This window comes from Bacillus sp. JHAA (genome assembly GCF_036961585.1).
Classification (GTDB): Bacteria; Bacillota; Bacilli; order Bacillales; family Bacillaceae; genus Bacillus; species Bacillus velezensis.
In genome coordinates, this window is record NZ_JBAMDE010000003.1 from 105,731 (window position 1) to 122,779 (window position 17,049).

The 17,049-nt window shown below is 43.8% G+C and carries 2 protein-coding genes; both read left to right on the forward strand.

Features of this window, described 5'->3' with window-relative positions; translation table 11 throughout:
• Positions 1-6 precede the first annotated feature (6 nt).
• On the forward strand, positions 7-12,267 hold the full coding sequence (locus tag V7728_RS08135; protein WP_099566717.1) for an SDR family NAD(P)-dependent oxidoreductase: 12,261 nt from the start codon (positions 7-9) through the stop codon (positions 12,265-12,267).
• Positions 12,267-17,039: a type I polyketide synthase gene (locus V7728_RS08140; protein WP_099566718.1), complete on the forward strand. Its 4,773-nt coding sequence runs from the start codon at positions 12,267-12,269 to the stop codon at positions 17,037-17,039. Before V7728_RS08135 ends, V7728_RS08140 begins: the two co-directional genes overlap by 1 nt.
• Positions 17,040-17,049: the final 10 nt, after the last annotated feature.

Genomic DNA, 17,049 nt, shown 5'->3' on the forward strand with positions numbered 1-17,049 from the left:
AGGCCAATGGTTCATTTGAATAAACAGAGTGCGGATATCGCGATAATCGGGGTTGCTTGCAGATTCCCCGATGCAGATCATTATCATGAATTCTGGGAAAACATAAATAGCGGCAAAGATTCCATCCGGGAAGTGCCGATTGAACGGTGGGATCCCGATCTTTATTATTCAGCTGATATCAGTATACCGAACAAAACAATCAGCAAGTGGGGAGGTTTTATTCATAAAGCTGACCATTTCGACCATAAGTTTTTTAATATCTCTCCCCGGGAAGCGAAAAACATGGATCCTGAGCAAAGAATCCTTTTAGAAGAAACTTGGCGGTGCATCGAAGATTCAGGGGTTTCTTTGCAGGATCTCCAGTGTAAAACCACTTCTGTTTTTGCGGGTATTATGAATTCTGACTACCGGCAGACAGGTCATGCTGAATCGGAAATCGACAGTTATGCCTGTTTAGGAAGTTTCGAAGCTATGCTTTCCAACCGGCTTTCATACACATTCGGTTTGACCGGAAAAAGCATGTCTGTAAATGCCGCTTGTGCATCATCGCTTGTTGCTTTACATGAAGCGGTTAAGTCATTGCGGACAAAAGAAAGCGATTATGCAATCGCATCGGGAGTAAACTTGAATTTCCAACCCGGAAAATATATTTCTTTTTCCAAAGCCAGAATGCTGAGTCCTGACGGCAAATGTAAAACCTTTGACGCAGCGGCGAACGGGTACGTTCCCGGAGAAGGGGCAGGCGTTGTATTGCTGCAGCGCCTTGGTGATGCAGTAAAAGCCGGTCACCATATATACGGGATCATAAAAGGGACAGCTGTTAATCATGGCGGTAAAACCCGTTCCATAACCGCTCCCAGAGCAGAAGCGCAGTGCCGGGTCATCTCAGAAGCTTTACACAACGCTGCTGTCGATGCTGCGACGGTTTCTTATGTAGAAGCACATGGCACAGGTACATCTCTGGGCGATCCGATAGAAATAGAAGCATTGACAAAAGCGTATCGGCAATATACTGAGGATACTCAATATTGCAGGATCGGAAGTGTGAAAACAAATATCGGTCATACAGAAGCAGCGGCGGGAATGGCCGGATTGATAAAAGTTCTAATGATGATGAAACACCGGAGGGTGCCGAAAAGCCTGAATGTACATACGGTAAACCCAATTATACAGTTTGAAAAAACACCGTTTAGGCCGGCGCTTGATTCAAGTGATTGGAAGGCGGCAGACGGGGCTCCGCTCAGGGCGGGAATCAGCTCCTTCGGTTTTGGGGGTGTCAACTCTCACGTCATCATCGAAGAATTTATACATACAAAAGACGAATCTGACAGGAAAGGAAGGGTACCCTTCCTTTTTTCCGCTAAAAGTGAAGAAAGCATGAAACAAATGATACATCATTGGAGAACCTTTGCTGACGATTCTGAGGAATTTTGCAAAATATCAAATGAAGTGATCAGCAGCACCCTTTTAACGGGGAGGACATCGTTTGATTACAGGGCTGGTTTATTGGCAGGCAGCAAGGAGGAATTTAAAAATCAGCTTAAAGAGGGATTGAGTTTTCGGAGGAAACAAGATTCTGAATGGGCGCTTGCCATCGGTGACTTCAAATGGGAAAGTTATAAACAATTTGCCGTTTTGAAACGGGTGTTCCCTGATTTAGAAAAGAACGTAAGGCCGGTGCTGAAGGGTATACCAAAATTGCACAGTTCATTTAAAAGAAAATGGACACCTGAGAAAATCCGCTTGTATTCTTTAGTTATCAATACGGAAATCATAAAAAGTATCCTGGCATCCGGTTTTAAGCCAAGCCTCATTACAGGCGCCGGAGACGGATATTACGTCGCTCTTGCAGCAGCGGATATCATCAAAATTGAAAAGGCCATTTCTGTAATCACAGGCGCTGAAAAACCTTCGCATTTATCCTGTGAGCCGCCTTCCATGCCATTTGTCAATCCGTACACTTCAAAAACGTACCCGCCGGTTCGATTAAATGAAGAATATGTAAGGATGCTGCTGAACGGTCTGAGCTTCCCGGCTGATTTTGCAGACCGCCTGTACGGGAAAACACGGCTGCTTCTTGAGCACCAATATACGTTTAAAGGGTTTTTAGAAGAGTGGGATAAAGCGGGAAAGACTCAGGAAATCGAGATTTTATCTTATATTGTGAATCGCACGGCGGATAAAAGAAACGCATTGCCGGCTGATGAGGAAGCGGCGATCATGGCTATCCTTGCCTCTATGAGAAGACTGTATAAGAGATGGGATTTAACAGATTATGATGGATTCTTTAATAATGATTATGTACTGGAAATATTAAATTTACTGGATGAAGGAATCTTGTCTAAAGAACTTTTTCTGAGCATGTTATTGAAAAAGCAAGACGGAATTAAACAGGCTGTTGCTTGTATTAATGAGCAGCCGGCAGGTTTTTATGATAAAACTCGTTTTCCGTTGATGACAGAATACAATCAAATGGATGCCGTGTCTCAGGAGATAGCTGACCATATGCCGCTTCACACGGAAGAAAAGGGAACGGAGCCGGATGTGAATATTTCTGATTTTTCAGTTTTTCAATTCGGATCGCTCCCTCCATCAGCAAAACTAAACAAAGCGGCTGCTTTTGAAGCGGACAAACCAGCCGATGAGGCTCTATATCATTCATTTATGCAAATGTGGCTTTCAGGAGAAGAGATTGAATGGGCGAAACTAGGTGATTATCATAAAAGAAAAGCACCGCTTCCGCCTTATCCGTTTGAGCGCTCTCAATTTTCTTTAAACCCTCAGCCGGTAAAATCAGACGCGGCTTTTTCAGAAAAGAAGAATCAGGCACTTTATACGCCGGTATGGAAAGAAACCGCACTTGAGAATGAAGCGGGCAGCCGACAAGCCTGTACTATTTTGTTGTTCTCCGGGAATAAAGACTATTTTGAAGAGCTGAAAAAAAGAGAGAATACGTCCGCATATCTTATTATGCCCGGTGAGCGTTTAGAGCAGATAAGCGACAGTGTTTTCACGATCAACAGGCAGCGTCCCGAAGATTATCAAGGTGTCATTCGTCTGTTAAAGGAAAAAGGCGCAGCGCCCGATGCAATTTTGCATACGTGGTCTGAAAAACAGCCTGAACTGGAAGAAACACTCGAATCAGGAATTTATTCCGTGTTTTATCTGACTAAGGCTTTAATCAGCGAGAACCTTATAAACAAAGTAACGTTCATTTATACATTCAGCGCAGATCAAAAAGAAAAATTGCCGTATTTTGAAGGTGTGAACGGTTTTTTAAAATCGGTAAAACAAGAATATCCGCAGCTGCATTGTAAGGCGGTTTGCTTTGAACATGATTCTGCATCCGTTTCATTTTCAGAAAGGGCTGACATTCTTTATAAAGAAATAAACACAGCGCCTGATCGGCATATTCATATCACTTACAGAGGCTGCGTAAGATATGCACGGATGTTAGTGAAGCAGAGAGAAACAAACAGAAAGACCGTTCAATACCCTGAAAAAGATAAAGTATATTTAATTACAGGAGGATTCGGGGGGATTGGCAGTAAAGTCGCTGAATATTGCGCGAAAACTGAAAGATCCACCATTATCCTATCAGGGCGATCTGTTTTAAACGAAGATAAGCAGAAACATTTAGAATACCTGAACAGCTTTAAAGCCAAGGTTTATTATATACAGGCGAATATATCCGATAAAGAAGCGGTAAAAAAAATGATTGACGGTATTACCGATCAGCATGCAGGTCTTCATGGCGTCATTCATTGTGCAGGCGTTATCAGAGACTCGCTGCTTTTTCGAAAAACAAAGCATGAACTTTCAGAGGTGATTGCTCCGAAAGTTCATGGTGCATTGAATCTTGATCATGCAACGAGGTCGCTCGAATTGGATTTTTTCGCCGTTTTTTCTTCAGTCGTCTCTATTGCAGGGAACGAAGGCCAATGTGATTATGCATATGCAAACGGCTTTTTAGATCATTTTGCCGAATATCGGGAACAGAAACGGCAAAATTCTCTGCGCAGCGGCCGCACGCTGACAATCAATTGGCCTTTATGGCAAGACATCGGAATGGGGGCGAACCTGTCAGGTCAAGGGCGGACGTCTCTTTTTCATGGTTCCGGGCTCGAAGAACTTCCTGCTGAAGACGGAACGCAATGGTTTTCGCGGATTGTAACTTCGGGTCAGCTGCATAATATTGCAGTCTGCGGTGATCATGAGCGCTTTGAACAATTTATGCGGCAGAGATTTTTGACGGACGAAACAGAGACAGGCAGTGCCATTCCTTTGGCTCAAGGCGATATTTTGGATCAGACAGTTTTGTTTTTAACCAATATCATCTCCTCTGAGATCGGTGCAGAACGGGAAGAGATCGATCAAGATGTGCATCTGGCTGAATATGGAATGGATTCGGTTATGATTCATCAATGCAACACAAAGCTGGAGCAGTCACTGGGAGCAATTTCGAAAACGCTTTTATTTGAATTTCATACAATCAGAGATTTAGCAGATCATCTTGTAAAGGAATATCCGGATCGGCTGGGGCGTTTATTTTCACGGGAGGAAAAAGGAAAACAGATTCAGAGCATTACCCCCGCCAGGCCGGAACAAAACATCACTGCACCTGCGGCGGAGGAAAAAGAACATCTTGACGGGATAGCGGTAATCGGTATCAGCGGCCGTTATCCCGGGGCTGAAAATATCGAAGAATTGTGGGAGCTTCTATCAAAAGAGAGAACCGCAATCACAGAAATTCCGAAAGAACGATGGAATTATGAGACCTACTATGATCCAGACCCCGCTAAAGCGCATGAGGGGAAAATTTATTGCAAATGGGGCGGATTTTTAAAGAATGCTGAATCATTTGATTCTTTGTTTTTCCAAATATCGCCGAGAGAAGCAGAAGCGATGGATCCTCAGGAACGAATATTTCTCGAAACCGTATGGAAAGCATTTGAAGATTCGGGATATACCATTGAAGGGTTGAGAAAGCAGACCGAAAAACATGTCGGTGTATTTGCGGGAGTGACGACCAATTCTTACAAGCTGCTCGGCGAAAGAATACCGACGGACAAAAACGATGTACTTCCAAATTCGTTCCCATGGTCTCTCGCGAACAGAGTGTCTTACACATTTGACTTTACAGGTCCCAGTGTCCCTGTAGATACGGCTTGTTCTTCATCCTTAACGGCAATTCACATGGCTTGCCAAAGTTTAACAAAGGGTGAGTGCTCGGTTGCGGTTGCGGGAGGAGTAAATTTGTATCTTCATCCTTCTGACTATTTATACCGATGTCAGATGGGGATGCTTTCAAAATCGGGAAAATGCAGAAGTTTTGGAGAAGGCGGCGACGGTTTCGTGCCCGGGGAAGGTGTCGGGGCTGTTATTCTTAAACCGCTTAAAGATGCCATACGTGATAATGATACTGTGTACGCCGTCATTAAAGGAACGGCAATTAATCATGGCGGAAAGACAAATGGCTATACGGTGCCTAATCCTGCCGCACAGGCGGATTTAATTCAAGGAGCTCTTAAAGCGGCCGGTTGGAGCGCCAGAAGTGTCAGCTTTATTGAAGCCCACGGCACGGGAACGCCGCTGGGTGACCCGATTGAAGTCCGAGGCCTGACCAAGGCGTTTAGAGCTTATACCGAAGATGTTTCATATTGCTCTCTCGGCTCGATTAAATCTAACATCGGCCACCTGGAAGCGGCCGCGGGTATTGCCGGCCTGACAAAGATTATCTTACAAATGAAGTATAAAAAAATAGCCGCAACACTGCATGCTGAACGGGTGCATCCGGATCTTTATCTGGAAGAGACACCTTTTTGCCTCCAGCAGGAAACCGCCGACTGGATAAAACCCGCGAATGAAAAACATTCTGACAGCAAATATCCGCGGCGTGCGGGATTAAGTTCTTTCGGAGCGGGCGGGGCAAATGCTCATATCCTTGTGGAAGAGTATGAGTCTGCTGCTGACTGTCATACGAGGCGTGAGGAAAGTGAGGAACTTATCGTACTCTCAGCCAAGCATTCACTGAGTTTACGGGAATCAGCAAAACAGCTGGAGGAATATCTTCAAAAGGCCCGTCATAAGCAGGGCGAGTTTTTACAGCAAGCGGGAACAAACAAGCCGCTTCACCTTTCTGATATTGCGTATACCCTTCTTGAAGGGCGTGAAGCCATGCCGGAAAGGCTTGCTGTCATTTCAAATAATATCGATGATCTGATGTTGAAATTAAATCACTTTTATAATGGAATTGACGATCACGAAATATTTAGAGGGAAAAAACCGAATCATAAACGCGGACAGCGGCAATCGGATCTTCCGCTCAAATCCGGCAGCACCACATTAGCCGAAATGGCTGAATTTTGGGTATCAGGGGGCAATTTAAGCTGGGATGACTTCCGCACCGGCAGAAAACCGAGAAAAATTGCCCTGCCGACTTACCCTTTCTTAAAAAACAGACTGTGGGTGTCGAATAAGGCGCAAACAACATCAGCTGATAAAGCTCCTTTATTTGATTTTTCAGCAGGTGAGTGCCGATTTTATAAAACGCTTTTAGATTCTGAATATTATGTAAAAGATCATGTTGTGCATGGGAATATGGTTCTGCCCGGAGCGGCAATCATCGAAGCGGCCAGAGAAGCGGGAGAGAGGCTGTACGGAAAATCAGTCATAAAACTGAGTCAGGTTGTATGGGCGGTTCCGATAACCGTTGAAAAAGAAAAGACGATAATGATAGATCTGCTGCCGAATCAAAAAGACGGCAGATTTGTGGTGAAAACCGATATGCAACCTGAAGCGGCAGTTCACTGCCAAGGAAACATTATCACATGCGGAGATCAAGATGCCTCTCATACAGAGCATTTTCAATTGGACAGCTGGTTAACCGGACAGAAAAGATTAATCAGCGGCGCTGAGTGTTACAGGGATTTCCGGCAGAGCGGTTTGGAATATGGAGCCAGCTTTCAGGTAATAAAACAGCTGTTTATCCATGAAAATGCTGTTCTTGCACGAATATCACTTCCTGAGAGCATTCATAAAAAATCCGGCACGCTGCTGGAACCGTGTTTATTGGATGGCATTTTTCAATCCACAACAGGGTTTACGTTCGGTCAGCAAGACGATCACACCGCATATTTGCCTTTTGAATTAGGTGAGCTGGAGATTCTTCAGGCACCTTCGGCAAACGGCTATGCTTACATTACAGCTGCCGATGAAAGACAACATGATGATGTCAAAAGGTTTCATATACTATTTATGGATGAAAACGGATCTGTAAGTCTTAAAATAAAAAACTTAGCGTTGAAGGCATTAAGGGCTGCACCGCAGACTCAGGATGAGCGGCATTCAGTTAAGTATTACACTGATATGTGGAAGCGGGCCCCTCTGCTTCATCAGCCTGAAGCCAGCGGTTTAAACAGCTGCCTTGTGATTTCGCTCCGTCGGGATATATCAGAACCGCTGATCCGCCAGGCATATAAAGATATCGGCCTGAACATGATCTTTGTCCGCCATGGCGGCAGTTTTCAAGAAAAAGAAGCTGATTCCTTTGAATTGAACAGCGTCAAACTTGACGGCTATCAGAAATTGCTGGCGATTCTTAAAGAAAGACAAGTGACAATTGACCGCGTCATTTTAATCGGGATGAGCCCTGAAACGGGAATTGAGCAGAACGTTCGTGAAAAGCTGGAAGAGGCTGTTTTGCCGGTTTTCAATGTAACGAAAGCTCTGTTAGCAACAATCCCAAGACATAAAATCCTGATATCACATGTATTTTTCACAAGGGAAAATCAAATCTTACCTTATCAAATGGCAATCAGCGGCTTTTTTAGGTCGCTTCATTTAGAACATCCAATGTTGTCCGGTAAAAATATTGAAATACAAAGCGACGAAATTCAGTTACAGCTGAACACCCGTCTGCCTGAATTAAAAAACCTTGTGAAAGAAACAATCATCAGCGATGATACTTCAGAAATCAGATACAGAGATGGAATCAGGCAGGTGAAACACTCTGCAGAAATTGAAAGTGCCGAGCCCCCCGAAAAGATGGAAGTAAAAGAAGGGGGAGTTTACCTCATTACAGGAGGAACAGGCGGTCTGGGACTGATTTTCGCCAGACATCTTGTGCGAAAAGGGAGAATAAAACTTGTCCTTATCGGCAGGTCAGAGCTTTCTGAGGAAGCCGTAAGCAATGTAAAAGAGCTCGAAAAAAACGGATCAGAGGTTTTTTATGTAAGAACCGATATTTCTGATAAGGAAAATGTCAATAACCTGATAAAACTCGTCAAAAACAAATTAGGTCCTGTTAAAGGAATTATTCACAGCGCCGGTGTGATAAAAGATTCATTACTCATCAATAAGCGTGAAGAGGATCTCGATTCAGTTTTGGCCAGCAAGGTTTACGGAACAATATGGCTTGACCGGTATACAGACAGAGAACCGCTGGACTTTTTTGTTATGTTTTCATCTATCAGCGCAATAATCGGGAATGCCGGACAAACTGATTATGCTTATGCAAACCGGTTTATGGATTATTTTGCGGAAATGAGAGCGGCGGAAAATAAACCTGGAAAAACAGTCTCGATTAATTGGCCTTTATGGAAAGAAGGCGGTATGCAAATTGATATTCATTCAGAGAAGTTCCTTTATGACCGTTTCGGAATGCTGCCTCTGGGAAAACGGGAAGGCCTTGCAGCATTTGATCAAGCAATGACAGGGTGTGAACATCAAATAATGGTATTTAGCGGTAATGAATTAAAGCTGGAACGAATGATAACGATTGGCAGCGGAAAAAGTGATCCGGCAATCGCCGACGAAAATCACGAACCGAAAGAGCTGTCAATAACTGAATCTTTAAAAAGCACTTTGACGCGCATCATCACCGGCGTATTAAAAATTGAAGAACGGGAATTTGATTTTGAACTGCCGATAAGTGAATACGGATTTGATTCAATTATGTTTACAATGCTGGGCAACGAATTAAACGAAACTTTAGGAATATCAATGATGCCGTCAGATTTTTTCGGTCTTACTGATTTTAATGAACTTCTTGAGTTTTTAAAGAGTGAGTATTCCGAGGAGCTTCATCTCTGCGGTTCTTTTTCTTCAGATGAATCTGCGGCGAAAGACCGGAGAGAAAATCTGATTGAGGGCATCGCAAAGATGATGTCAAGTATTTTGAAGATTAACAGAAAGGAAATAGAAGAAGAGACTTCATTCGGCGAGTACGGATTTGATTCTATTACGTTTACCAGACTCGGAAATGAAATCAATCAACAATATGGTACGGAATTATTGCCGTCCATTTTCTTTGAATGCAATTCACTGGATGAATTGACTGATTATGTAATCGAGCAATACGGAGAAATCCTTTTTGCTGAGACAGAATCTTTTTCTGCAGCTGACGAAAAAACATTGTACAGCATGCCTCCGCCGGAATCCCATGAACATTCCCCTGAGTCTGAAAACAAAACCAGGCAAGAGGAAAGACATATGAATGAGCCGGTTGCAATAGTGGGAATAAGCGGCCGTTTCCCCCAAACAGATACGCTGGAAGACTTTTGGGAAGGAATTGAAAAAGGGCGGGATATGATTACAGACATTCCTGAAGACCGTTGGAACTGGAAAGAGTTTGACGGCGATCCGATCAGGGACGTCAATAGAACAAAAATAAAAAAAGGCGGATTTATCAAAGGCGCGGACAGTTTTGATCCGTTGTTTTTCGGGATTTCTCCCGCCGAAGCAGAATTAATGGATCCCCAGCAAAGAATTTTTATGGAGACTGTATGGAAAACAATAGAAGATGCGGGCTATAAGCCGTCTGATTTGGCAGGGACGAAAACCGCGGTGTTTGCAGGGGTCGCCACAACGGATTATGCTGAACGTCTGAATGAAAATGGCGTCTCTGTTCAGGCGCAGACCGCAACCGGTTTAAATCATTGTATATTGGCAAATCGTATTTCTTACCAGCTGAACCTGACGGGTCCGAGCGAACCGATTGACACTGCCTGTTCAAGTTCGTTAGTTGCACTCCATCGTGCGGCTGAGGGGATTCAAAGAGGCGATTTTGAAATGGCGATTGCAGGCGGAGTGCATATTATGACAAGCCCTACTCTGTTTATAGCTTTTGATAAAGCAGGTATGCTTTCCAAAGACGGAAAGTGCAAAACGTTCGATAAAAGCGCTGACGGCTATGTAAGGAGTGAAGGGGCGGCTGCAGTATTGCTTAAGCCGCTCAGCAAAGCACAGGCAGACGGTGATCATATATATGGTTTGATTAAAGGGTCAGCTGTAAATCACGGCGGCCGCGCCAATTCTTTGACAGCTCCGAATCCGAACGCACAGGCGGACTTATTAACCGAAGCTTGGCGGAAGGCGGGAGTCAGCCCTGCCACTGCGGGATATATAGAAGCGCATGGCACAGGGACAAGTCTTGGCGATCCGATTGAAGTAAACAGCATCATAAAGGCATTTAAAACGTTATATCAAGACTGGGACATTCCTTTTGCGAAACAGAAATGCTGCGGAATCGGGTCTGTGAAAACAAACATCGGCCATCTCGAAACCGCTGCCGGAATAGCCGGAGTGATGAAAGTGTTACTGGCTTTTAAATATCGCAAACTTCCGGGACTCGCCCATTTTTCAGAACTCAATCCATACATCAAACTGGAAAATACGCCATTTTTCATCACAGAAACCGCTCAAAAGTGGAATCCGATAAAAGATAAAGAGAACAACGATCTGCCGAGGAGAGCGGGTGTCAGCTCATTCGGATTCGGCGGTGTGAACGCGCATATTGTTTTAGAGGAATATAGGGAACCTCAAAAAGAAGTGCCGGAAAACAACGGTAACACACATATTTTTGTTTTATCTGCGAAAACCAAAGATCAATTACTTGAGTATATCCGGCTTATGCTTCAGTACTTGGATCGCGTGATTGCCGGTGACATGACCGTTAATGCCAGTGACATGGAATTTACATTGCAAAACGGCCGGGAAGCAATGAACGAAAGAATTGCCGTATGTGCAGCGAGTCTGACTGAGCTGAGAGATAAATACGTCAGCTTTCTTGATGACAGCAAGGTGCAAAAAGGCGTATTTATAAGCGAAAACACTGAAGAGCCCACAGCTGTTTCTGAATATATGATTGAGGAGGCTCTTCAAAGCGGAAAAGAGGAGCTGCTCGCACAATGGTGGGCCAATGGAGCCGAGTTTGAATGGAAGACAATCGGCAATAAGAAATTGAATAGAGTGCCGCTGCCAACTTATCCGTTTGCAAAAGAGAGTTATTGGTTCACCCCGAAAAAGAACAAAAGTGAGGTTAAGGTTAATAGCAAAAGTCTTCACCCATTAATCAGCGAGAATGTCTCAACATTAAAGAAACAAGCATTTAAAACTGTTATTTCCGGAACTGAATTTTTCGTCACTGATCATCTTGTTTCAGGAGACTATGTGCTGCCGGGAGCCGCTTCGCTTGAAATGGCTCTTGTTTGTGCGGAAATAAGCGGAGAAAGTAAAGTATATAAAATAAAAGACGTGATGTGGAACAGACCTATATTATATAAAGGAAAAACGCTGCACATTTATACCGACTTGGAAATGAAACAAGATAAGTTGAACGTAACGATATGTAAAGAGGGTCCGGATGGCGTGCAGCAAATCTGCACACAAAGTGAGACAGTATTCGGAGACATAAACAGAAATGCTGAGTATGTCGATATTGATAAGTTCAAACGCAGCAGTAAGGCTGTCATAAGCCGGGAAGAGTGTTATCACCGCTTCAGTCGTATGGGCCTGACATATCATAGCAGTTTTCAAACGTTGAAAGCCGTATACCGCGGTGATATGGAGTTAATGGCAGAATTGGAGCTTCCGGCTCATTTAGCGAACGGGTTTTCACATTTTACACTTCATCCTTCATTAATTGACGGCGGTTTTCAAGCGGCGGCATTTTTGTTAAGAGATAATGAGAAAGACGGCTTATTTGTTCCATATTCACTTAGAGAGCTTCATATTAAGAGGGCGCTTACTGCCCGATGCCATGTCTCGGTGAGAGAAACCGGTTTTTATACGTATAACATTGATTTTATTAACGAGAGCGGCGAAATAGCCGTGAGCATGAAAGACTTTTCTGTCAGAAAAGTGACCGGGGGAGAATTAACCGCAGGACGTAAAAATGAAGATCAGGAAATTCTCTTCTTATTAGAACAATTGAAAAACGGTGAACTTTCTGCTGACCAAGTTTATCAGCTGCTGGAGGGAAAATAGTGCAGATCAAACAAATACTTTCCTTAATTGAAGAACAGCAAATGTCTCCTGATGCAGGACTGGAGCTAATTCGCACTTACAGAAAAGAACAAATGGAAAAAAAGGCGGAGCCGGAATCACAAGCTCCGTCCCCAACCATTTTTTTTAAGAACGATTGGGTAAGGACAAATAACATTGATATGCCGAATCAGCAGGCACCGGGGAATATGCTGATTTTTGATCAGGATAACCGTCTGTTTCAGCATGCCGAGATGATGAATGGAGATCATAACCGTGTCATTCTCGTAACGCCCGATTCTGATTATAGAATTGAACGGAATAGATGCACAATCAATCCTTCTGATGAAAATCATGTCGAAATGCTGCTGTCTGATTTGGCTGTAAACGGATTTACACCTGATGTCGTGCTTTATTTATGGAACGAAGAAATCAGAGAATTCACTGAAGAATCCGTTAATGAAACTCTTCGCAGAGGGATCAACTCGCTCTTTTTATTATCAAAAGCTTTAATGCGGAGAAACGAACCTGTTACATTATTGCATATTTATTGGACAAGCGGTCTGAATCAGCCGTTTCAGGAAGCTGTCGGAGGGTTCATGAAAACGGTAAACATGGAAAGCTCCAAGCTTCAAGCGAAAACCATACAGATTCGCCATGAGGATTCTGACAAAAATCCTCCGGTTTCCGAGATGTGGGATGCTGCAATCAGTGAAATACAGCGCTTTCAAACGGATGAATGTGAGATTTTAATAGACTCACATACCCGTTATGTGAAAGGGCTGCAGCATATTGATAATCCGGAACACGATAACGGATCTGTAACGTATCAAAAAGGCGGTATATATATCATTACCGGAGGAGCGGGAAAACTCGGGCTGCTGTTTGCGGAACACATCGCTAAAGAAAACCAAGCCGTGATTATACTTACAGGCCGTTCTTTTTTAACCGCTGATCAAAAAGAACGGATCAGTAAGCTTAATGAGAGCGGCTCTATTGTTGAATATCAGCGGACGGACATCACAGATCGAACAGAGGCAGAGCGATTCATTTTCGGCGTTAAACAGCGGTACGGCAGCATAAACGGGATCATTCATGCTGCCGGCATTCTTCGTGACTCATTTCTTGTAAATAAAAGTCTCAGTGATTTTACGGACGTACTGAAACCGAAAGTTTACGGGACAATCTGGCTGGATGAGCTGACAAAAGACGAAGATCTTGATTTTTTTGTTCTCTTTTCTTCTTTTTCCGCTTATGGAAATGCCGGCCAAAGTGACTATGCGTACGCAAATCATTTTATGGACAGTTTTGCAGTGCTTCGATCTCAGCTCTCCCGAAACGGAAAAACCCTTTCAATCAATTGGCCGTTATTGAAAGATGGCGGGATGAGTCTCGACAGCAGTGGAATCAACCAAATAAAAGAAAAATACGGAATGACTCCGATGCGAACTTCCTCTGTTTTGGAAGCGTTTCTAAAAATGCTGCGGTCTTCATTTACCAGCTTAATGCCTGCAGAAGGAAAGCGGGATAAAATGATAAAAGCGCTTTCTATTCAAAGAAATACAGCTGCAGCAGATCAAGATACACTCACGGCGGAACACGATGAAGAAGAGGAATATGCTGCGAAAGAAAAAGTCAATGACTATTTAATCAAGATCATCAGCGGTGTCTTGAAAATCCAAGCTCATAAAATAAATGCGAAGGACTCTTTTGAGAAATTCGGAATCAACTCACTTATGATCATGTCACTTATTTCAAAGCTTGAAGATACTTTCGGGGATCTTCCAAAAACAATCTTTTTTGAATATCAGAACATTGAAGAGCTTTCAAACTTCTTCCTAACATCTTTTAAAGAAAAAGTGCTTAAGGCCGCAGGGGCAGCTCCGGTAACAAGAGTGCCGAAGAAAAGAGAAAATCTGAGTAAAAAACAGCACCGGCAGCAGAGGGTTGCATCTGCACCGAGCATGGTTCAGCCGGGTGAGGATATTGCCATTATCGGTGTGAGCGGAAGATATCCGAATTCCGATACTCTTGAGGAGTTCTGGGAAAACATTGCCGGAGGGAAAAACTGTATTATTGAAATCCCCGAGGAACGTTGGGATTTCAGATCGAATTACAGTCCTGACAGAATGGAGAAGGGAAAAATCAACAGTAAGTGGGGCGGTTTTATCAGCGGTGTTGATCAATTCGATCCGCTGTTTTTCCACATTTCTCATAAAGAAGCTGAGCTGATGGACCCTCAGGAGCGAATTTTTCTCGAAACCTCCTGGCATACGTTTGAAGATTCAGGATATACAAAAGAGAAGCTTGACGGGATGAAAGCCGGTGTGTTTGTCGGAGCCATGTACGGACAATATCAATTATTCGGCGCAGAAGAAACTGCGCGGGGAAATCCGATTGCGCTCAGTTCCTTCTTTTCATCTATTGCGAACAGGGTTTCATACTTTTTTAATCTCTCCGGCCCGAGCATTGCACTGGATACGATGTGTTCATCATCGCTGACGGCCATTCACTTGGCATGTGAGAGCATTAAAAGAGGGGAAAGTGAAATTGCGCTTGCGGGCGGCGTTAATGTGTCCATACATCCCAGCAAATACCTTTGGCTGAGTCAAGGTAATTTTGTTTCCACCGAAGGATTGTGCAGAAGTTTCGGAGAGGGCGGAGACGGCTATGTCCCGGGAGAAGGTTCGGGCGCCGTCCTTTTGAAACCTTTGGAAAAAGCAATTGCTGATCAGGATCATATATACGGAGTAATTAAAGGAACATCTGTAAATCATGGCGGAAAAACCAATGGATTTACGGTTCCGAATCCGAATGCACAAGCTGAGCTGATTGCTGAAAATTTCAAGAAATCGGGCATCAGTCCGCGTTCCGTCAGCTACTTGGAAGCACACGGAACGGGTACCTCGCTCGGAGATCCGATTGAGATTGCAGGATTGACAAAAGCTTTTGAGAAATTTACGGACGATAAACAATTTTGTGCCATAGGTTCAGTGAAGTCTAATATCGGACATCTGGAGTCTGCCGCAGGTATAGCAGCCCTTACAAAAGTTCTTTTACAATTTAAGCATCAGAAATTGGCGCCATCCATTCACTCGGAACAGCTGAACCAAAATATCCGATTTGAAAAGACGCCTTTTTACGTTCAGCAGAACGAAGAAGAGTGGCGGAAAGAATCAGGCGCCTCCAACAGGAGAGCAGCAATCAGTTCGTTCGGAGCGGGCGGAGCAAATGCCCATGTCATTGTGGAAGAATATCAAAACCATGCGGACACACAAACAATAAGCGGTCCGTTTGCCGCAGTTCTCTCTGCCAAAAATGAAGACAGGCTGAAAGAATACGCCCGGCGCCTTCTGCAATTCACAGAGCGGGAGACAAAGGTCTCGGCAGCTGATATCGCTTTTACATTGCAGACATGCAGGGAACCGATGGAAGACAGACTTGCTGTTGTAGCTTCCGATTTGCCGGAACTAAAGGAGAAACTGAGAACTTTCTGTACTGAAGGAACAATTGGGGAGGGCGTATACAAAGGGAATGTTACGAAAGATTTTGATAAAGTCTTTATCTTTCATGATCAAAAGATGAAAGATAAATTCCTCGAGGTGATGATGGAGACAAAGGACTTGAATCTTCTTGCAAAATTATGGTCTTTCGGGGCTGATATTCAATGGAGAGAGTTATATGAAGAATATACCCCGCAAAAGGTCAAGCTTCCTTTATATCCATTTGCTGAGGAGTCTTACTGGGTGCCTGGAAGCCAAAGTGCAGTATTTCCGGAAATATTGCCGCAGCAGTCTTCACTGCACCCGCTTCTGGATTCGAATGAATCTACTCTGGAACAGCAGTTTTTTAAAACGACATTAAGAGACAAAGAGATTTGGTTAAAAGACCACATCGTAAAAAACAAGAGCATTCTCCCGGCAGCTGCTTTTCTTGAAATGGCATGCGCAGCGGGAACGCGGTCATATCGAAAGAAAAAGGTCACTCGTTTAAAAAACGTGATATTTGCCAGACCGGCCATGCTTTTGCAAGAGAGCCTGACCATTTACACTCACATTTCCGTAAAAGACGGCAGCATATTATTTAACATGTCACCTGACGAGGATGCTGCTGTAAGGACTGGATTTGTGACGGGGGAATTAGATTATGATCATCATTACAGTGATGATGATATAGAGAACATCGACAGACAAGAGATCATAAACAGAAGTGCTTTTGTCCGTGAACAAGATGAATGTTACGAGTATTTTCGGGAAAACGGGTTCCTGTATGGGCGCGCTTTTCAGCCGATTCAACGTTTATGGGGCGGAAAAACGGAAGCGGTTGCACACTTATTGCTGCCAAAAGAAGCCGCATATGCTCTTGAACATTATACATTGCATCCGTCTTTAATTGATGGGGCTCTGCAATCTTTGTTCGGCATTACGGACGGAAGAGAAGAGGCATCTGTTTATGTTCCTTTTTCAATAGGAGAGGTTACGGTTCGGAAAAAGGTTTCAGCAGAATGCTGGGTTTATGCGCGTAAAACAGGCCAAAAAGGTCAATCCGAGCTTATTTACGATATTCAGCTGCTTAATGAACAAGGAGAAAGACTTGCAGGTTTGAAGGATGTAACCATTCGTAAAAAAGAAACGTTTTCCGCGGAGGCACAGACTCGTGCAACAGCGGATTCCAATGGAAAGAACGAGAGAGTAAAAGAGCTCCTCAGACAATTAAAAGCGGGCGAACTGACTGCGGAGGAAGCAGATTATGCGCTGGAGCGTATGCAGGATTAGTTTATCATTT